Origin of the sequence: Neochlamydia sp. TUME1, from assembly GCF_000813645.1 — a bacterium.
GTDB lineage: Bacteria > Chlamydiota > Chlamydiia > Chlamydiales > Parachlamydiaceae > Neochlamydia.
The window spans coordinates 1-21,097 of the sequence record NZ_JRXI01000099.1 but is presented as its reverse complement, the minus strand read 5'-3'; the positions used below and the strand labels follow the sequence as shown (position 1 = coordinate 21,097).

The following is a 21,097-nucleotide window of genomic DNA, read 5'->3' as shown; positions in this document are numbered from 1 at the left end:
AGGTTAGGCAATCCTTTTTATTTTTTAACAATTTTTTGGCCGACTTCTATAACTTGGGGACGCAAGGCTTTTTTTTGAAGCTGCCTTGAAGTCCACCATTGCTGTAAAATACCTAGTAGCATAGAGGATAGCCAATAAAGATTGAGCCCAGAAGGAAAATTATAAAACATCACGGCAAATACTCCGGTCATGATTGTACTCATCGAGCGTTGCTGCCTTTGCTGCTCTGTCATCTGGCTAGGATCTTTAGGGCCTGTAGTCATATAGCGTTGTTGGATGAACATCACTCCGCCTAAAAGAATAGGAAGTAAGTGAAATTGATTTCCAATAAAAAAGAGAGGGGTATTCCAACTAAATAGCACATCAGGGGCTGTTAAATTATCAATCCATCCCGGAATAAAGCTAGCTCCCCGTAATTCAAAAGTGGATTTCAATAAATCGAACATTCCAATAAGAAATGGCATCTGTATCAGTAAAGGAAAGCAACCTGATATGGGGTTAACTCCTCGCTCTCTATATAAAGACATGATTTCCAGCTGAGCTTTCTTAGGATCTTTTTTATACTTTTCTTGAACAGCCGTTACTTCAGGAGCAATTTGCTGCATACGTAACATGGATTTTGTAGACCATGCATTTAAGGGATACATCATCAGCCGTAATGCTATAGTTAATAAAATAATTGAAAATGCCCATGAGCTTGTGAGGCGATAAAAGAATTTCATCAAAATAAACAAAAACTTAGCAAATGGTTCAGAGATAAAGGCAAACCATCCATGAAAAGTTTGAGAGGCAATGTAGTCAGGATTGTATCCTGTTGTGGAATCACTATACATGGCATCCACTTTTTTCAAAATACTATCCGCGAACGGGCCGCTGAAGATACGGAAGTTCATAGAGCCTCCGTCACTAGCAAGGGGTAGTAGTGCCATGTATCCGGGCATGTTAGCTGCTTTAAAACGATTATACTGCTGGTCCAATTGAACCAAACGTGAAGGGGCTATTGTTCCTGGAACCTGCTGTACTCTGTATCCTGCATCAATTTTAGATAAGGGATCAAGGATTATGCCAAAAAAGCCATTGGAATCCACAATCCAATCTACATACACAGAACTTACCGTGAAGGCATCTTTAGGCAGGTCAATATTTTCTACCGAGGATTTATGGTTACGAGTAATTCTATATTTTAAAGCAGGTGCTGGACTTCCAGATATCCATTCCACCTCAGGAACTCCTGAGGTTAACCATAAGCCGCGACTGTCTCCTTTTATCTCAATTGTTAAGTCAAAAGTATAGGGGGCTGTTTGCTCATCATTCCTTAAAGTATAAGTTTTCGTTATTTTTCGATGCGATTGGCTAGCCTCAAATACAATTGTATGGCTATCAAATTTTTTCACTTCATAGATAAGCTCTGCAAATTCAGGATATTCTGAAACAATATTAGTGGCATAAAAGCGTGGTGGAAGACGTGTAGGTTTTTTCTGCCCTTTTATTACTAAATCGCGTCTTAAAAGCGGATAATATCCGCCTAATGATCCTTTTTGATGCAAGGCTCCATCAGGAGTATAAAAAGCGTGGGCAGGAAAATGAGCATTAGAAGGATGGTTTTTAACCATGTCGCGATCATATTCAATTTCTTTTACCACACTGGCCGGATTTTTAGCGTTTTGAAAAGGAAGATTAATTTCTACAATGGAACCCCCATGGTTAGAAAAAACAAGCTGCTGGTAGGCATTTTCTAACACAAAAAACTTTTCCTCTGCCTTTTGCAGCGAGTGGGACGCTCGTTTAGCTTTAGGCATTGAAATAATATTTTCCGTGCCCATAAATTCATTCATTAACTTAAGACTACCGTTTTCTTGCTCATAAATTCCTACAGGTAGATACCCCGAAGCGGTATTTAATAAAGCAATAGCATTGGAAGGAAGATAATTTCTAATTTGATTCTCATAGTCTTGCTCCTTCTGCTTTAGCAGGGCTAATTTGACCAGGGGAATAGATAGCTGCCCATCTTTATATTCTCCCCATATGATTTTTGGAGCAGCCATTTTATGGTTAATCTTTCCATTAGCTTCTACAATTTGTAAATCAAATGAACCAAAATCCGGAAGCTCGCTTACTTGCAATTTAATTCCATTTTCTGCTGCATAAATTACAGGCTGTTCGATAGAGCCTTCTTTAAAAAGAAGTTTAAATGCGCGTGGTTTGCTATTTTCTAGAATTTTTCTGCTATACACAATTTGAGGAAGGTGTTCGTCCCATGCAAGGGCCATCACCACATTATTAATCTCCACACCCGTAGTGAGAAAATTGGTGGCGCTCTCATCAGCATACAAATTAATTAAGGGGAGGTTGCTAGGATTTTCGGTCTTCTGGCTAATCTCTTTATCTAACTGTTGCTCGATCTGTAGAGCTTTAGCTTTTTGCTGTGCTGTCCATTCCTTTAGGTTTTCTTGATTTTTTCCCTCGAAGTACCAATTAACACCAAATAAGGTCAAGGCTAGACACAAAACAAATAGCGCGGTTCGCTTATCCATAAGTAGACTTTTTTGTTGAAGTTTAAAGATAAATTAAGAACATTAGCATACATCTCTCTAATCATGCAATTTAAATTCCCCTAGACGAGCCCTTGTCCGGGGAAGAGAAATGATAGAGTTAAATCCGATATTTATTGGGTGTAAGATTACCCTTGATTTTGTCTCTTAGGACGTGTATTTTTTATCATGATACCAGACATTCGAAGTAAAAAGAATAGACTACTCTACCCTTGGTGCTCATTCTCATGTTTTTTAATGACCTTATAATGGGCAACTTTTAAGCAGATAGATCATAAAACTTCCAGTTTTTACGGCAGCCAATGAGCCTTAACTGTTAGAGATAGTTGATTGAGTCGATAAGGTTTTAATCATACTAGACTTTAAATCTTATAATTTTTTTAAGAAGATGTCTAAAAATCTAAGTAATTGGTGAAATAATTTTCCTTCAAAGATAGGGGATATTTAATGGTTTTTTTAGCCCTACACTTCTCCTATAGAGATAAGTGGATGAAAGAAAGATTATTGAAAGCTTTATTATCTCTTCTTCTGGCATGGAGAGCCGAAATTGCAGCTATGCCAGAAAAGAAATTAGAGGCTTCAAACTGTGAAAGCTCCTTGCCAGTTGAAGCACAACCCTCCCAGGTTTCCCCTAAAGATAGAGGGTTAACACAAAAAAATTGGGCGATTGCTTATTATAAAGATCAGGAGCAAGAAAAATCCTTTAAAGCTTTCCTTGAATCTTTAAAAGAGGTTCCAGCTGTAGAAGCTGTTAACATCTCCCCAGACGAAAAGTTAATCTATGAACAAGCTTTAAAGATTTATTTAGAAGATGCTGGCTATGATTCTGACAAGACAGCCACAAAAATCATTTCACAATTTGAACCTTTTTTTACAAAAAACCCTAATTTTTATCATCTAAGCTACTTATTAGCAATGAGTAAAGCAAATTTGGGTTTATACGAACAATTTTTTGAGCTGTTTTACAATGCCTATCTTCACGATCCCCAACATTTTCTCGCTTATAAAGCTAAAGCTGCACTCTACATTAAACTTTTCGAAAGAGCTAAAACAGAAGAAGAGCGGCAGGCTGCACGTCTACAAATATTAAGCCATGCTAGGAAAGCAGTAGCTATAGAGCCTTACGATACAAGTCTCTATCGGATAATCTTAGGATTTACCCAGAAAGATGCCAAGGTGCAGGCTTTATCGACTTACCTTAACAGCATTATCGAACAAAATGTAGTATTATCGCGTATAGACATTCCTTATTATGTTGAGATAGCTCTTGCTTTTCATCAATATGATTTAGCCCAAAGATTGTTAGATAAAGCTAAGCAATGGTATGCTTTTAGTCGTGTAATTAATCTGGCCCAAAAGCTTTTAGATGAAAAGCGTGGTCATTTTCAAAAATAATTAGGAAAGTATGGAACTTAGAACAAAAGAAGCGAAAATATTAGGGGATTATACTGTTATCAAACAGATAGGCCAAGGATCGCTAGGGAATGTTTATTTAGCCGAGCATCGCTTTATGAAAAAGCATTATATCCTAAAAGTTCTTCCGGAAGAGCTGAGTGCCGATAGAGCTTTTATTCAGCGTTTTGAAGAAGATGTAGCTAATTTATCCGCTCTAGATCATCCACATATAGTTAAAATTCATAATGTTTCCTACTCGCATGGACAATACTTTTTAGTTACCGATTGCGTAGTAGATGAATTGGGCGAAACAACCAATTTAATGCAATATATGGTGGGCCGGGGCAAACGACTAGAGGAAGAAGAATTATTTCGTCTGCTCAGACAGATTGCTGAAGCATTGGATTATGCGCATGGAAAAAAACTTGTGCATCGCGGTCTTAAGCTTAATAATATTTTGGTAAGTAATAGATTAGGGGCACAAATTGATCTTTATCTTTCGGATTTCGGCCTTTCGCGTATTGTCGGTGTAGGTTCTGTCTTAACGCGCATATATAAGAATGTAGCCGAATCTTTAGGTATTGGATCTGCCGTAAATCCTATTAAAGCAGGGCAGGAACGGTACGTAAGCTCGGTGGAAAATTCAAAGTTAATTCCCTTGCACGCTTCTTTTTTACAGACTTACTTTTTTTTAGCTCCTGAGCAAAAACGCTTGGATACATCCAAAATAGTAGATGTGCAAGTGGATTGTTATGCTTTTGGAGTGCTGGCGTATTATTTATTGATGAGTGAGTTTCCTGAAGGCATATTTGAAATGCCTTCCGAGCGTCCAGACTTGCGGTGGAACTGGGATAAATTAATATCAAGCTGTCTACAAAATGATCCTGCTAAGCGTCCAGAATCACTTGTGTACGAGCTTGATAAAATGCAAGCTTCTCCTGCTAAAGCTCTTTCTGTGGAGGGTTTAGCAGAGGTTTATACACTTGATCAACCTGCATTAAAAGAGGCAGAAAGGGCTACCCAAAAAGTAATTAAGCATGACGAAAAGCAAGCGGCTACATTAAGGCCTATCCTTCGTACCGCCCAATTAGAAAGGCCTCAAACAGATCCGGATCCGGCTGCTGTCTTTCAGATTGATACCAGCGTAAAATCTTACCGCCCCGAATATAAAGAAGTAAAAAATATTCAACCTCTTTTAACGGATATGGTCATTGTATCAGGAGGAAGTTTTTATCGCGGTAGTAATGATGGAAACCGGGATGAGGTACCTCGCCATCAAGTAATTTTAGCTGGTTTTGCTATCGATATCCATCCGGTAACTAACGAGCAGTTTGTCCGCTTTTTAGAGGTCATGGGTGGAGAAAAAGATAGCAATCATCAAGATATTATCCGTATGCGGGATTCAAGAATCAAACGTAGTGGCGGTAAATTAAGTATTGAATCGGGATATGCTAAACATCCAGTGGTGGGGGTAACCTGGTATGGGGCTGTAGCTTATGCCAAGTGGATAGGAAAACGCCTTCCTACAGAAGCAGAATGGGAAATTGCAGCACGAGGTGGACAAGAAAATTCTCTTTATCCTACAGGTGAAGAGATTGAAAAATCTCAAGCTAACTTTTTCAGTTCGGATACTACTGCGGTGATGAGTTATATTCCTAATGGGTATGGCCTCTATGACATGGTAGGAAACGTCTATGAATGGTGTCAAGATTGGTACGGTTATAATTACTATGAGATATCCATTCAAGAGCCGGAAAATCCTAAAGGGCCTTTACAAGGTGTTTACCGGGTCTTAAGGGGAGGCTGTTGGAAAAGTCTAAAAGAAGACTTACGGTGCTCAAGGCGACATCGGAACAATCCAGGTACCGTGAATGGAACCTATGGCTTCCGTTGTGCTGCTGATGTTCAATGAAGGATATCTGTGATTACTATATTATTTGTGTGCCTAGGTAATATCTGTCGCTCGCCAGCTGCTGAAGGAATCTTACGTCACCTCATTAATCAAGAGGTTGCTTTAAAAAATGTAAAAGTGCAAAGCTGTGGATTAGGCTCATGGCATGTAGGGCAACTTCCTGATGCATGTATGAGGCAGGTCGCTTCCAAGCGCGGCATTTATCTAACTTCTCCTGCACAAGCCTTTCATCCAAAGTTTTTAGAAGATTTTGATTACATTTTTGCTGCAGATCAGGAAATTCTGCATCATTTATACTTGCGCGCTAAAACAGTAAAGCAAAAGGTAAAGATTCATTTATTGACCGCATTTAGTCAAATTTATCATCATCAAAACATTCCTGCTCCTTTTTATAAGAGAGAGACAGCCTTTGATGAGGTGTTGGATATGATCGAAGAGGCTTGTAAAGGATTTATCGAACATTTAAAAACTCGAAATAAACATGCGGAAGCATCTGCCTAGTGTTTAATCAACCTCTTTTTTTAAAATTTTTTTTAGGTAGATGTACTCCTTAGATTGAATGGATTGACTAGGGAAATAGCCTTTACTCAATATCAAATTTGTGATAAAATAAACTCCTTTCCAATGCTAGCCTTATAGGAATAAAAGTTTATGAAATTACTGTTATCTAAGCCTCGGGGATTTTGCGCAGGCGTGGAACGGGCTATTGAGACAGTAGAAAAAGCTCTTTCTTTATGGGGTCGCCCTATTTATGTGAAGCACGAAATAGTCCATAATAAACATGTGGTAGAAAGTTTGAAAGCTAAAGGCGCCATCTTCATAGAGGAGGTAGATGAGGTTCCTATGGGTGCGCGCCTCATTTATTCAGCGCATGGCGTTTCACCAGCTGTACGCGCCGCGGCCCAAAAACGCAATTTAATTGAAATTGATGCCACCTGCGGTTTAGTCACTAGAGTTCACTCAGCTGTTAAACGCTTTGCTAATTTAGGATATCAGATTATATTAATTGGTCATCGCCATCATGTAGAGATTATTGGAACCGCTGGAGAAGCTCCTGATGTAACAACTATTGTGGAATCTGTAGAAGATGTAGAAAATCTTACTTTTCAAAGTAGTGATAAGCTTTTTTACATTACCCAAACCACTTTAAGTTTGGATGATGTAGGAGAAATTACGCAAGCCTTGATAGCCAAATATTCTCATATTGTTACTTTGCCTAGTTCTTCTATTTGTTATGCTACTACAAATAGACAGCTTGCATTGCGTGAGATTACCGATGCTACCGATTTAGTTTTAGTAGTCGGTGATCCACAAAGCTCTAACTCTAACCGTTTACGTGAGTTAGCAGCTAATAAAGGAATTGCTTCCTATTTAATCAACGATGATAGCGAAATTGATCCCCAGTGGATAAAAGGTGTTAAAATTATAGGCCTTACAGCAGGTGCCTCTACCCCTGAGGGAATCGTGCAAGATTGTATTAAGAAACTTATTACTTTAGGGGTTAAAGAGGTTGAAGATGTAGTGTTTACTACCGAAGATGTTGTTTTTCAACTTCCAAAGCCTATCGTTAATGCGCGTTTCGGAGCTTAAAATGCATGCTAATGGATAGATAGCTAAAAGCTAGTTTGCAAAAATGCTCATATTTATTCTAACTTTTAACTTCCTAAATTTTTTTTATTAATTCTGATCATTTAGGGAAGGTAAATGAATAATTTACTTTAGCATTACCTGTAGGCGAGGTAGAGAACAACAAAGCATAAAAACCCTTGATAAGACGAGACCTTTTATGTTAAAAAACTTACTTTTTTAAAGGAATTAAACGGTGCAAAAAGCAATTCGAAGAACTCCTAAGAATTATGATGGCACTGCAATTACCACACACAAAATTTCGGATGTGCTTTCTCAGCTCGTTTTTCAAATTCGCGAGAATTATCGCCATCGTCCAGATCTTGTGTTAGCAGCATGGCCTGAAGTCATTGGAGCTAAGCTAGCATCTATGACACAAGCCATGTCTTTTATTGATGGCGTTCTGCATGTTAAAGTAAAAAACTCTACTTTACACAGTCTTTTAAGCCAAAATGATAAAAATCGAATTATAGCTAGTTTAAAAACCAAGTTCCCTCATATTCATCTCAAGAACATCGTTTTTCGGATTGGATGAAAAATATTATAGGATGTATGCATGACTAACGATACGTTAAGTTCAGAAGGTGCTAAGCAAGTAACTAAAGAGTACGATGCTAGTTCTATCACAGTCTTAGAAGGGTTGCAAGCTGTTAGAGAGCGCCCTGGTATGTACGTAGGCGACACCTCTTCTAATGGCTTGCATCAGCTGGTGTATGAAGCCGTAGATAACTGTATTGATGAAGCTATGGCAGGCTATTGCACCGCCATTTGCGTGACCCTTCATAAAGATGGCTCTGCGACTATTGAAGATAATGGCCGGGGTATTCCTGTAGAAAAGCATGAAAAAGAATCGATCAAGCAGGGTCGTGATGTTTCAGCTATAGAAGTGGTGATGACTATTTTACATGCTGGCGGTAAATTTGATAAAAACACTTACAAAGTCTCGGGTGGCTTACATGGGGTAGGCGTTTCTTGTGTCTGTGCCCTTTCTAAAAAGATGGTTGTCCAGGTTTATAAAAATAACCAAACTCATGAAATTGAATTTTCTCAAGGGCATGTGGTAAGACCTATAGAACAAATAGGTGAGACAACGAAGCGGGGAACTAAGATAACATTTTGGCCGGATGATACTATTTTATCAGTCGTAGAATTCGACTATGACATTCTAGCCAAACGTTTAAGAGAGTTAGCGTTTCTCAATAAAGGGATCAATATTTATTTTCATGATGAAAGAAATGAAGATAAAGACGATGTGCATTTCTGTTATAGCGGAGGTCTTTCTTCCTTTGTATCTTATCTAAATGAAAACAAAAATGTCCTTTTTCCTGGGCCCTTATATTTTTCTGGATCTAAGCCCGGTGATGATGCCCCCATTGAATTTGAAGTGGCAATGCAATGGAACGATACTTATACCGAGTCTATCTTTTCTTATGTCAATAATATTGCTACACGGCATGGAGGAACTCATCTTACTGGCTATTCAACCGCTCTTACAAGGGTGTTAAATAGCTATATTAAAAGTCATAATCTCCTAAAATCAGATAAAATATCGATTAGCGGTGAAGATATGCGAGAAGGCTTGACAGCTGTTATTTCTGTTAAAGTTGCCAATCCTCAATTTGAAGGCCAGACAAAGCAGCGTTTAGGTAATAGCGACGTAGGCTCCGTCGTCCAGCAAATTGTTGGTGAAGAGTTAACCATCTACCTTGACGAGCACCCCGCAATCGCCAAAACTATTTCGGATAAAGCTATTCTTGCTGCGCAAGCTCGGGAAGCTGCTCGTAAAGCACGTGAATTGACCTTGCGTAAGTCTGCTTTAGACAGTGGACGCTTACCTGGAAAGCTTACAGACTGTCAAGAGAAAGATCCTAAGCTATGCGAAATTTATATTGTGGAAGGTGATTCAGCAGGAGGCTCAGCTAAAAATGGTAGGGACAGACGTTTCCAGGCTATCTTGCCTATTCGCGGAAAGATTCTTAATGTAGAAAAAGCTCGTTTGGAAAAAGTTCTTCAGAATACCGAAGTAGGAACAATTATTTCTGCTTTAGGATGTGGCATTGGCCTTGATGGTTTTCACTTGGAAAAACTGCGTTATCATAAAATTATTATCATGACGGATGCTGATGTGGATGGCTCGCATATCCGTACTTTACTTCTCACCTTTTTTTATCGTCACATGCCTGCTTTAGTAGAGAATAACTTTATTTACATTGCTCAACCTCCTCTATATAGGGTTTCTAGGAAAAAGACTAGCCGCTATATTCACTCCGAAAAAGAGATGGATGAATACTTGTTAGAATTGGGGATTAGCGACGTGAAAATGAAGCTTCCCAAAGATCAAGAGCCTATGTCTATTCTCCAGATGAAAGATTTACTTCAGCTAATGGTAGAGTTAGAATCCTTTGTTTTACGCATGGAGCGTAAAGGAATCACTTTCCGAGAATTTCTGCATGCAAAAAATCCTCAAGGGATGCTGCCTCGTTTTCAGGTTACGCTGCCTGATGGTGTACACTTTGCTTATTCATTAGATGAATTTGAAGAGCTTAAAGAGCGTAACGAGCGCTTGCAAAAAGCTCAGCATGAACAAACCTTAGCCTCTATCCCTGAAGAAGAAATTACTCCGGAAATGAGAATTTTTAGACCTACGCGTCTAAATTTTATGGAATTATATGAAGAGGAGCATCTTGAACAGCTAAATAATAAGCTGGCAAACTTTGGGTATGACTTGACTTATTATCTTATGGCTAGGGGAACGATTATGGAAATTAAGGAAGATAACCATACCCATAATTTTTATACCCTTCATGAGATTCTTGATTTTCTAAGAGTAAATGGCCGCAAAGGCATTGAAATTCAACGTTATAAAGGCTTAGGTGAAATGAATGCAGACCAGCTTTGGGAGACTACAATGGATCCAGTTAAAAGATCATTGCTGCGTGTGACTCTTCCTGATGTGATAGCTGCTGATCATATGTTTACCATGCTGATGGGTGAAGAAGTGCCTCCACGGCGAGCTTTCATTGAACAGCATGCACTTTCTGTAAAAAACTTAGATATATAAGCTAACAAATCGTCAACTTTAAGGTAAATATGTCGTATACGAAAAATGAGGTGATTATTCCTCGTAATGTCGAAGATGAAATGAAAGACAGCTATTTGCGTTATTCGATGTCTGTGATTATTTCACGCGCATTACCAGATGTTCGCGATGGATTAAAGCCTTCTCAGCGCCGTATTCTTTATGCGATGCGGCAGCTAAACTTGTCGCCGGGAGCCAAACATCGTAAATGCGCAAAAATATCAGGGGATACTTCAGGGGACTACCATCCTCATGGTGAAATGGTCATCTACCCCACCTTAGTGCGTATGGCGCAAGGCTGGGTGATGCGCTACACTTTAATTGATGGCCAAGGGAACTTTGGTTCGATTGATGGCGACCCTCCTGCTGCCATGCGTTATACAGAAGCACGACTCACTCATGCTTCTATGCAATTAATGGAAGATTTGGATAAAGATACGGTAGATCATGTTCCTAACTATGACGAGACCAAGAAAGAACCGGTCGTTTTTCCTGCTAAATTTCCTAACTTGCTATGTAATGGTTCTTCAGGAATTGCTGTGGGTATGGCCACTAACATACCGCCCCATAATCTTAACGAGTTAATCACAGCCACTTTACTCGTGCTAGACCAACCGTTGACTTCTATCGAAGAAATCATGCAAATAATGCCTGGGCCCGATTTTCCTACAGGAGGAATTATTTGTGGATATCGAGGAGTGAAAGAAGCTTTTCATACAGGCCATGGTAAAATCATTTTACGGGGTGTCATCCGTGTAGAAGAAATGGAAGATAACCCGGACCGCCAGCGTTTAGTCATCGATGAAATTCCTTATAATCTTAATAAATCCCGTTTGATTGAACAGATTGCAGACCTGATCAATAGTAAGACTTTGGCAGGAGTATCTGATTTACGCGATGAATCCGATAAAGATGGGATGCGAATTGTGCTAGAGCTGAAACGAAATGAAGTCCCTGATGTGACCATCAACCAGCTTTATAAATTCAGTGATATGGAAACTACTTTTGGATGCCATATGTTGGCCTTGGATAAAGGTCTACCGCGCATCATGAATGTAAAAAATATCATTAGCGCCTGGATTGAGCATCGCATAGAAGTTATCCGCCGTCGTACCCGTTTTGAATTGGCTAAGGCTGAAGCACGTGCTCATATCTTGGAAGGTTATTTAAAAGCTATTGATCATTTGGATGAAGTGGTTAGATTGATCCGTGCTAGCAATAACCGTGAAGAGGCTAAACAATCTTTAATTGATAGATTTGCTTTTTCCGATAAGCAAGCGATCGCAATTTTAGATTTACGCTTATATCAACTGACGGCTTTAGAGCATGACAAAATTAATGAAGAGTATCAGGGTTTACTAGAGAAAATAAACTATTTTAAAGCTGTGCTTGCAAGCGAACTCATGGTCCGTCAAATTATTAAAGATGAGCTAAACGAAATTCAAGAAAAGCATAAGTCTCCCCGTAAAACTCAGATCATCGCGGCAGAAAGCGAGATGAATATGGAAGATCTGATTGCTAATGAGCCTGTGATCATCACTATTTCGGAAGATGACTACATCAAACGTATGCCCATGGATACTTTCCGTGAACAAAGGAGAGGGGGCCAAGGGGTTGCAGGTATGCAGATGAAGCGGGAGGACGATACCATTAAAGGCTTGTATGTTGCCACCATGCACGACTACCTATTGATTTTTACAAATCTGGGGCGTTGCTATTGGATAAAAGTCTGGCAGATACCAGAATCGAGTCGTAAATCTAAAGGTAAACCGCTCGTTAACTTGCTAGAAGATATTCAACCTAATGAAAAGATTGCCACCATCATGCGTGTTTCTTCTTTTGATGAGCAAGCCTGCATATTGATGGCTACACGTAAAGGCGTGGTTAAAAAATCTGAGCTTAGCCACTTCAGCAATCCACGTCGAAAAGGTATATGGGCGTTAGATGTGGATGAAGGTGACGAGGTGGTAGCAGCACGCTTAGTAAAAGAAGAGTATCAAGTGATGATATTTACCCATAGGGGTATGGCAGTTCGCTTTGCTGAGGATAAGGTTAGGCCCATGGGTCGCATGGCTCGAGGGGTAAAAGGAGTTAGCCTAAGAGAAGAGAATGATTATGTCGTCAGCTGTGAAGTAGTAAAGGGGGATGAAACCATTCTGGTCGTTTGTGAGAATGGCTTTGGCAAGCGCTCCCTCGTAGAAGACTTTAGGCAGACAAATCGTGGCGGCGTGGGAGTGCGTTCAATTGTGACTAGCGAGCGGAACGGAAATGTAGTAGGCGCTCTTTGCGTAGCGGATACTGATGGGATGGTCATGATGACAGCAAGTGGACAAGCTATCCGTATTAGTATGCGTGAATTACGCGTGCTTGGACGTAATACGCAAGGAGTTAGACTAGCCAATTTACGTGATAATGATTATCTTGTCGCTATTCAGAAAGTGAAAAGTGCAGAAGAAAGTATAGAAGATGCTAGCGTAGGTGTAGCCATAGAAGAAGAAAGTCTTGATGGGGTAGCAACAGGAACAGAAATTGATTTAGAAGGCCCTACTCATATTGATACAGAAACTTTGGAAGAAAATAATAGCCTATGACATTATTCATCACAATAGAAGGCGGCGAAGGGGCAGGTAAAACAACTCTTATAGAGAAGTTAGCTGCCGTTTTAACCTCATTTGGGTACGCTGTAGTGAAAACTCGGGAGCCGGGTGGTTCTCGATTAAGCACTCATATTAGAGAATGGCTTCTTAATAGAAATGCTGATCTACCGATTGGTTATAAAGCTGAATTGCTGCTGTTTTTAGCAGCGCGTGCCCAACACTTAGAAGAATTAATTAAGCCTGCTCTTGAAAAAGGAAAAGTGGTGCTGTGCGATCGTTTTAATGATTCTACAATTGTTTATCAAGGCATAGGCCGTGGCTTAGGGATGGACTATGTTAAGCAAATCTGTGAGTGTGTGAGTGAAAATTTAAATCCAGACCTTACTTTATTTTTAGATGTTGATCCACAAATTGGTCTTATGCGCACGCGAAAGGCTTCCAAAGAAAATGCAGGACGAGGGGAAGTAGACCGCATTGAAGCGGAGCGTTTAGATTTCCATAAGCGTGTGCGTCAAGGATTTTTAAGTTTAGCAAGGCAATCTCCTGAGCGCATTCGAGTCATTGACGCTAATCAAGCCGAAGATGCTGTCTTTCGCCAAGCTAAGCAGTGGCTGGAAGAAAAAGTCATCCATTGAAAAACTATAAATTAAATTGATAAATAATAGTTTAATTATCTTCCTTTTTAATACGAAGGTTGTAAGGTAACCTGGGTTATGACGAGCAATATGAGAGAAGTTTTTGACCACATCCTAGGCAATGAGCGGGTAAAAGATTATCTAGTGAATATGGTTCAAAAGCAAGCTATTGGGCATTCTTTATTGTTTGCAGGACCTGAAGAAGCTTGTAAGGATCAATTTGCTTTTTCCTTAGCAAAATTGCTAATGGGAGAAAATTCTTATTCAAAAATTGATAGAAAAGTCCACCCCGATGTTCACATCTACCGTCCTGAAGGTAAAATAGGGATGCATAGTATTGCCTCGATGCGTCAATTCTGTGAGGAGGTCTATTTGCCTCCTTATGAAAGCCCCTGGAAAATTTTTATGCTTTATGATGCCGAAAGGATGTTAAATTATAGTGCCAATGCGTTGCTTAAAACCTTTGAGGAACCAGCTTTAAATAGCCTTATTATCTTACTTTCCAGTCATGCGCATGCTCTTCTACCTACTATTTTGTCGCGATGCCGTACGATTCGTTTTCAATCTCCCAATAAAAATGCTGCTCCACGGATAAAAGATCCTAGCCGTAACCAAATTTTGTCACTATTGGCTGACGGCAAAATGACTAGCTATACCAAACTTTCCTCTTATGCTTCTCAAATTGCCCATCAAATTGAAGAAATTCAAAAAGCAGAAGAAAAAGCTGGGATAACTGACATTCAAAAGATACCGGCCGATCAAATGAATGCCTATCAGAAGAATTTAGTTGAGAAAGAAACAGAAGGCGCGATAGCTATGCAGGTAAATCAGCAGGCTACAGCATTATTAAAAAACATTTTATCTTGGTATCGAGATTTACATTTGCTAGATGTGGGAGGACGGTTAGAATTGCTGGAAAACCCCGATTTTCATAAACAGCTCATCCAAGCTTATCAACGCGGCGAAATTCTACCGTTAGAGTTCGTTGAGGAAAAAATTATGAATGTACAAAGAAGCCTGGAAAGATCAACTTCTTTAAGCTATTGCTTAGAAAGGCTCTTTCTAGAGCTTCAATTGCTTTAATAATTGCACTCAATGTAATAACGACTACTGATAATGCTATCCTTCAAAAAATTAAGCCTGCATACCCAATCCTCTAAAAGTTCTTTCTAAGTAAGAAGAGGATTTTATAAAGTATGCGGTTGCATAAGGAGCAGCTCAGAAGCGTACTATGCACCTTCTACGCCCCTTAATTTTGAAGAAAAATTTTTCCTTAATTCAAGACCCTACTCTACTTCCTCGAAATGCTTTGCAGCGAATTTCCCTCCAATTTTAGGTCTAGCCAATTGGACAGTTGTACTATTTCTGCAGGAAGGGTAGTGAGTTGAGTGTCTTTTAGGTAAAGTGCTTCTAGTCGTGATAGTTGCCTTATCTCTGCAAGAAGGCTAGTAAGCCGGTTTTTATTTAAATAAAGCCTTTGCAACAGAGAAAGCAGTCCTATTTCTACAGGGAGGGATGCAAGTAGGTTGTTGTTTAAGTAAAATCTTTGTAACAGTGTTAATTTCCCAATGACTTCAGGAATATTGGTAAGCAGGTTATACGCTTTAAAAAAACTAAGTCTGCATACCTAACCCTCTGAAAGTTGCTTCTCTACTTAATGAGAGGAATTATACAAAGTACGGGATTACATAAGAAGTAGCTTGAAAGCGTATTATCAATTAAGTAAAGCTCTTGCAGCTGAGACAGCTGTCCTATCTCTGCAGGGAAAGAGGTGAGCTGGTTGCTGTTTAAGTTAAGTTCTTGTAGGTAAGATAATTGTCCTATTTCTGGAGGCAAAAAAGTCAAGACTCTACCTTTTAAGATTAATCTCTTAATATCGTTACCATGCCTTTTAATCGGATCTTTAAAAAGCTCTCCTTTTTTTGCTAAAAGCCAAGATTTGACCTTTTTTTTGTCCAATTATTCCTCTCCCCCAGGGAGTTTTTTCCAAATTAAAAGACGATTAATATTTACAAGATAAGAAGAGTAATTAGCCAGAGTAAGATATCTCTTTTCTTCTATTTGCCCTTTAAATTCTAAAGGTGAAAGAGACTTGGCTAAAGTAAAGATTTGCTTTAAAATGGTATTGACCTTTGTTGTTTTAGAAAGTCCTTCTTCTAGCTTATAAAGCTTATCTAAAATAGAAGCCTGCTCGTTAACATCTCCTTGAGGAACATGCATTTTACCTATTTGCTTATAAAGAGAGGGCATGACTTCATTAGCTAACAGCTGCTGCCATCTTCTACACACGCTAAATAAGGAAGGGCTAGCGCAAGCCTTTAAAATAGGGGTTAGTATTTCATTAGGTAAATGTTCAATAGTGATAGAAGAGCTAGGATTCATTGTATGATTATCTTTAAATGTTATAGGTGTTTTAGTTGTTTTTAAGACAATGTATATATAGAGAAAAATATAAAACATACAAGAAAATTTTAGAAACAGATTCTTAGCCTTCAAATTTAAAAATAGAGGAAGATAATAAGCTGCTAAAGACTCTTCCCTTGTTTTAGCAAAGAAGACTTCAGATGTTAATGTCTCTTGATAGGGGGACATCTATATCTTTAAAACTTTTTGAAAGCATACCCCTTTGTTTCTTTAGCCTATTGGATGTTTTTTAGCTACAAGCGAACACGCTCATATATTTCATGTGGAATATTTTCCAGCGGGTTTCTATTCAAAAAAAGCTTTAACCGTGTTGGTAGCTGACTTATCTCTGTAGGAAGGGAGGTAAGGTGGTTGTTTTCCAAGTAAAGCTTTTTCAGCTGTGATAGCTGCCCTATCTCTGCAGGAAGGGTGGTAAGGTGATTTTCGTTTAAGTAAAGCGTTTTTAGCTGCGATAGCTGCCCTATCTCTGCAGGAAGCATGGCTAGTTGATTGTTGTTTAAGAGAAGCGTTTTCAGCTGAGACAGCTGTCCTACCTCAGCAGGAAGGGAGGTGAGCTGGTTGTTGTTTAAGTTAAGGTATTGCAGTTGAGAAAGCTGTCTTATCGCAACAGGAAGAGTGGCAAGCTGATTGCTGTTTAGGAGAAGCGTTTTCAGCTGAGACAGCTGTCCTATCTCTACAGGAAGGGAGGTGAGCTGGTTGCTGTTTAAGTTAAGATGTGGCAGCTGGGAAAGCTGCCCTATCTCTGTAGGAAGGGAGGTCAGTTGGTTCTTGCTTAAGATAAGCTCTTGCAGTTGCGATAGCTGTCCTATTATCTCTACAGGAAGGGAGGTTAGTTGGTTCCCGTTTAAGATAAGCTCTTGTAGCTGTGATAGCTGTCCTAACTCTGCAGGAAGGGTGGTAAGGTGATTTTCGTTTAAGTAAAGCATTTTCAGCTGAGACAGCTGCCCTATTTGTGCCGAAAGGAAGGTCAGTAGGTTCCTGTTTAAGATAAGCTCTTGTAGCTGTGATAGCAGTCCTATCTCTACCGGGAGGGAGGCCAGTTGATTGTTGCTTAAGTCAAGATTTTGCAGTTTTGATAATTGCCCTATCTCTGGAGGTAAAAAGGTTAAGCCAATTCTTTGTAGTTTTAAGCTTATAATATCTTTGCCATAGCTTTCAACCCAACTTCTAAAAAGCTCTCCTTTTTTTTCTAAAGGCAAATATTTGATTGCTTCTTGGTCTAAGTATTTATTTCCCTCAGGTAATCTTTTCCAAATTAAAAGGCGATTAATATTTACAAGATAAGAGGAGTAGTTAGCTAGAGTAAGATATCTCTTCTCCTCGGTTTTCCATTTAAATTCTAATTCTAAAGGGGAAAGAGATTTACCTAAACTAAAGATTTTCTTAAAGATGGCATTGACTTTTGCTACTGCAGAAAGCTCGGTTTTCAACTTATAAATTTTATCTAAAATAAGAGCCTGCTTGTTAACATCCCCTTGAGGAACATGCACTTTACCTATTTGCTTATAAAGGGAAGGCATGACTTCATTAGCTAGGAGATGTTGCCATCTTCCACATACGCTAAATAAAGAAGAGCTAGCACAAGCCTTTAAAATTGGGACTAGTATTTCATTAGGTAAATGCTCAATAGTGATAGGAGAGCTAGGATTCATTGTACGACCTTTTTTAAATTATACGCTTTTGAGCAGTTCCTTATGCAGCCCCATAATTTATAAAACCATTTCCTTAAATAGAGATACAACTTTTAGAGGGTTGAGTATGCAGACTTAGTTTTTTAAATGTAATATTTATATTTTTAATATTTTTTCAAAATATAGGGAAAAGATATAAAACGTGCAAGAAAATTTTAGAGGTAGAATAAAAATCAACCTTAAAACAAAAGTGTTAACAGATTTAAAGCTATCAAGGATTCAAAAAGCTACACGCTCAAACCCAGACGCCTAAGAAAAGTATTAAAAAAATTCTTTAGCTAAAGAAGATAAAATACAAATCAAACTTTATTCAGAGAAAGAGAGGTACTAATGAAAATGTAAGTAGCCTACTCAAACAATTTAAAATCATAGCCGTTTATTATAAAAATCGACCTAAAAGATTTGCGCCTCGCTTCAATTTAATCCTAGAAGCCTACAACTTGGAATTAAAGGTGTAAGTTTTGAAAGAGATCTAATGAATCTACTAAAAGCTGATGCACATCAAAAGAGGGATCAAAGGTAAGGGAGCAAAAGCGGCTGGGATCGAGATTACATCATGGAAATGTTAAAAGGTAGATAACATTTCTATGCAAAAAACATACAACACACAGGAAAATGTCGGAAATAAGCTTCTTAGCCTTTAAACCTAGAAATAGGGGAATATAAAAATTTTTTGGCACTTTTCTCCTCCCTTCTTTTAGCAGATACGACTTGAGCGGTTAATATCCCTTGATAGGCTGGGGCATATTTATATCCTTACAGCCTTCTAAGCATACCGCTTCGTTGCTCTAAACCCTTAAAGGAAGAAGCAAATTTCTTCAGCTACTGGCGAAAACGCTGCTTTATTTCATCGGGAATGCTTTGCAACGGATTTTCCTTTAAATTAAGATCTAACCTTTCAGTTAGCTGCCCTAACTCTGCTGGAACGTTGGTTAGCCGGTTGTCGTTTAAGTAAAGCATTTGCAGATGCGCTAGTTGTCTTAGCTCTGCAAGAAGAGTGGTAAGCTGATTGTTGTTTAAGAGAAGCGTTTGCAGCTGCGATAACTGCCCTATCTCTGCAGGAAGGGTGGTAAGCTGATTGTTTTCCAATTGGATTAGATATAATCTTTAAGACTTTTCAAAAGCATCTCAAAGCATTGGAAGCTAAAATGCCTCAAGAAGAAATGATATTAACAGAGGACCAACTAAAAGCTCTTGGAAAAAGCCAAAGAAGAAAAAGAAGCACATGGCGAAATTGAAACTGAACATCCAGGCTATTTATTATTTTAAAGATACCTATTACGTAGGTACTATTAAAGGCGTTTAGACGCATTTATCAACAGACAATGATCGATACCTATTCTAAGGTAGCTTTCGTCAAACTATACGATAGGAAAAATGCGTTGGTAGCAGCGGATATGCATAAATGATCGAGTCATTCCCTGGTTTGAAGAGCAGGATATTCGTGTTTTAAGAATATTGACCGATCGTGGTACAGACTACTGTGGAGCAAGAGAGCATCATGAGTATGAACTTTATATGGCCATCGCAGACATTGACCATTCTCCCACTAAAGCTCGACACCCTCTAAACCCATGTGGAATCTGCGAACGATGTCATCAAGCCATCCAAAACAAATTTTATGCCATAGCTTTTAGGAAGAAAGTGTTTAAAAATGTTGAAGAATTACAAGCGGATGTAGATAAATGGATGAATGAGTATAATGACGAGAGAACATATATAGGAAAGTATTGTTTTGGCAAGAGGCCTTTACAAACATTTAGGGGCAAAACATCTTGCGCAAGAAAAGATGTTAGATAAGTTACAACTGACAAGAATAGTACCTGCTAGGTAACTCATGTTTGTCAGTTCAAGTACTGTCTAGGGCAAGTTTCATGGGACTAAAATATTCCACAACCTCTTACAAGCTCATCCCCTCTAAGCCTAAATTTCATAAGCCTTAAATTAGTTCATAATCTTTACTTTCTTTCCCATGTGGTACCCATAGAAATGTTGGGTTTTTCATAATCAGCTACTTACGTAATAAAGTATTGAAGTCAGGAAATTATTTACCAAACTCATTTATATCACAAAAAATGGAAATTAATAAGTGGATGTCTTGTTCAATCATTTGACCCTCTAGCTTTAAGTTTTCGTGGTAGAAAATACTTTTAATTTTTGCAAAAGTCTTTTTTTATCTATTTCTTTATCCGATAACTCGCGTTAAATAGTGTAAAAAATTATTTACTTCAATCAAAAGAAATTACTTCTTTCAAGTTGAGCTAAAAAATTCCGAAAGAGTTTTAAGATAAAAAAGAGCTCCTTTCGTTAGTTCCTGTAGAGAAAACAGAATTTCTAACTGAAATGAAGCTCTTTAAAGATCTTATTTAAAAGTCGGGTATATTAGCTGGCGTAAGTTTAAAGAGGGGGATATGCTCCTCTCTTGTCTCCTTGCGCTTCATCTGTCATGGCTAAAAAGCTCCTTAAATTTATATTCCTTAACGATTCTATTCATGAACTCCTCTAATTCTGCCGGCGACTTCTCTCCTAAATACTCTAGATATTCTTGATAATCCTTATGAATAAAAGACCATCCTTCATTTCTTTGAATTAGGCATTCTTTATAAAATCTTTCCCTGCTCTTAGCTGGTTCAAAAAAATCTTTAAAGCTATTTCGAATATCGTTTCTCTCCTGTTCTTTAATCCCAACAAAACTTTCGGGTGGCCAAGGAATAAAGGTCCTGTTACAACTTCCCATTTTTAATGCTAACTGAACAGAATAAGTCAAATATTTTTCGGGGGCTATATAACTCCCTCCCTCAGTTTTAACACTTGATCTATAAGCTGTTACACAAGCAAAAACATCGAATAATTCCTTCGAAATAACAAATTTTTTTCTTCCAAAAAATATGCTTTCTAATTCTAGGTCGGGGCATTCACTTAAGTATTTTTTTACAATAATAGGAAGAACTTCAACCGTAATTTTTAGGCGAAAAGGATTGGTAATAACCTTTCCTAAAGAAGAATCTTTTATTGCTTGAAAGTTATCCAAATACTCTTGTTCAGTCCAAAGAAGGGTTTTATCTTTTTGGCGTTCTGCCACAAATTTTTTTTAGATAGGCCACAATTTGAGCTTCGTCAAAAGGAGTAAGACGTAGCCTTTGCAAGTCTTCACCTTGGGGTTTAAAGCATCTTTTCTTTGCTGTT

At 38.5% G+C, this 21,097-nt stretch carries 16 protein-coding genes and 1 pseudogene; 10 read left to right on the top strand and 7 right to left on the bottom strand.

Translation table 11 applies throughout. The annotated features are described in order from the left end of the window. Positions 1–17: 17 nt before the first annotated feature. Complete coding sequence (gene yidC / locus DB41_RS04410; RefSeq protein ID WP_039384794.1) at positions 18–2,534, bottom strand: membrane protein insertase YidC; 2,517 nt, start codon at positions 2,532–2,534, stop codon at positions 18–20. Positions 2,535–3,041: 507 nt separating this feature from the next. Here yidC and DB41_RS04405 point away from each other — a divergent pair. The 9 genes from DB41_RS04405 (at position 3,042) to DB41_RS04365 (ending at position 14,879) form a co-directional block, all read left to right on the top strand. Next, complete coding sequence (locus DB41_RS04405; protein WP_162180913.1) at positions 3,042–3,947, top strand: hypothetical protein; 906 nt, start codon at positions 3,042–3,044, stop codon at positions 3,945–3,947. 10 nt (positions 3,948–3,957) lie between these two features. Then, complete coding sequence (locus tag DB41_RS04400; protein ID WP_039384792.1) at positions 3,958–5,859, top strand: bifunctional serine/threonine-protein kinase/formylglycine-generating enzyme family protein; 1,902 nt, start codon at positions 3,958–3,960, stop codon at positions 5,857–5,859. A 9-nt stretch (positions 5,860–5,868) separates the two neighbouring features. Further along, positions 5,869–6,360 carry a low molecular weight protein-tyrosine-phosphatase gene (locus tag DB41_RS04395; protein WP_039384790.1) on the top strand — a complete coding sequence of 164 codons (492 nt, stop codon included), beginning with the start codon at positions 5,869–5,871 and terminating at the stop codon, positions 6,358–6,360. A 150-nt stretch (positions 6,361–6,510) separates the two neighbouring features. Further along, positions 6,511–7,449 (top strand): 4-hydroxy-3-methylbut-2-enyl diphosphate reductase, encoded by a 939-nt coding sequence (gene ispH, locus DB41_RS04390; protein WP_039384789.1) that lies wholly within the window; start codon positions 6,511–6,513, stop codon positions 7,447–7,449. A 232-nt stretch (positions 7,450–7,681) separates the two neighbouring features. Then, complete coding sequence (locus DB41_RS04385; protein ID WP_039384787.1) at positions 7,682–8,020, top strand: DUF721 domain-containing protein; 339 nt, start codon at positions 7,682–7,684, stop codon at positions 8,018–8,020. A 21-nt stretch (positions 8,021–8,041) separates the two neighbouring features. Beyond that, positions 8,042–10,546, top strand: coding sequence for a DNA topoisomerase (ATP-hydrolyzing) subunit B (gene gyrB, locus DB41_RS04380; protein ID WP_039384785.1), 2,505 nt, complete (start codon positions 8,042–8,044; stop codon positions 10,544–10,546). Positions 10,547–10,575: 29 nt separating this feature from the next. Continuing rightward, positions 10,576–13,155: a DNA topoisomerase (ATP-hydrolyzing) subunit A gene (gene gyrA, locus DB41_RS04375; protein WP_052243900.1), complete on the top strand. Its 2,580-nt coding sequence runs from the start codon at positions 10,576–10,578 to the stop codon at positions 13,153–13,155. Then, positions 13,152–13,796: a dTMP kinase gene (tmk, locus tag DB41_RS04370; RefSeq protein WP_039384783.1), complete on the top strand. Its 645-nt coding sequence runs from the start codon at positions 13,152–13,154 to the stop codon at positions 13,794–13,796. The genes gyrA and tmk overlap by 4 nt, the downstream gene beginning before the upstream one ends. A 78-nt stretch (positions 13,797–13,874) precedes the next feature. Next, entirely contained in the window at positions 13,875–14,879 is a 1,005-nt protein-coding gene (locus tag DB41_RS04365; protein ID WP_080502400.1) for a DNA polymerase III subunit delta', read from the top strand. Between the two features lie 208 nt (positions 14,880–15,087). Here the strand turns inward: DB41_RS04365 and DB41_RS11635 are convergent, their stop codons facing one another. From DB41_RS11635 to DB41_RS10710, 5 genes are all read right to left on the bottom strand, one after another. Next, on the bottom strand, positions 15,088–15,279 hold the full coding sequence (locus DB41_RS11635) for a hypothetical protein (RefSeq protein WP_155117579.1): 192 nt from the start codon (positions 15,277–15,279) through the stop codon (positions 15,088–15,090). A gap of 167 nt (positions 15,280–15,446) precedes the next feature. Further along, positions 15,447–15,755 (bottom strand): hypothetical protein, encoded by a 309-nt coding sequence (locus DB41_RS04360; RefSeq protein ID WP_052243899.1) that lies wholly within the window; start codon positions 15,753–15,755, stop codon positions 15,447–15,449. Further along, entirely contained in the window at positions 15,756–16,178 is a 423-nt protein-coding gene (locus tag DB41_RS04355; protein WP_155117578.1) for an F-box protein, read from the bottom strand. Between the two features lie 275 nt (positions 16,179–16,453). Beyond that, on the bottom strand, positions 16,454–17,872 hold the full coding sequence (locus DB41_RS10715; RefSeq protein WP_052243898.1) for a leucine-rich repeat domain-containing protein: 1,419 nt from the start codon (positions 17,870–17,872) through the stop codon (positions 16,454–16,456). Positions 17,873–18,733: 861 nt separating this feature from the next. Further along, a complete protein-coding gene (locus DB41_RS10710; protein WP_052243897.1) occupies positions 18,734–19,000 on the bottom strand; it encodes a hypothetical protein in 267 nt (88 codons plus the stop codon). A gap of 20 nt (positions 19,001–19,020) precedes the next feature. Here DB41_RS10710 and DB41_RS12240 point away from each other — a divergent pair. After that, positions 19,021–19,711: pseudogene (locus DB41_RS12240) on the top strand (IS481 family transposase); the annotation flags it as partial. Positions 19,712–20,348: 637 nt separating this feature from the next. On the opposite strand, the gene DB41_RS04340 reads toward DB41_RS12240, so the two are convergent. Beyond that, on the bottom strand, positions 20,349–20,993 hold the full coding sequence (locus DB41_RS04340) for a hypothetical protein (RefSeq protein WP_039384777.1): 645 nt from the start codon (positions 20,991–20,993) through the stop codon (positions 20,349–20,351). Between the last annotated feature and the right edge of the window lie 104 nt (positions 20,994–21,097).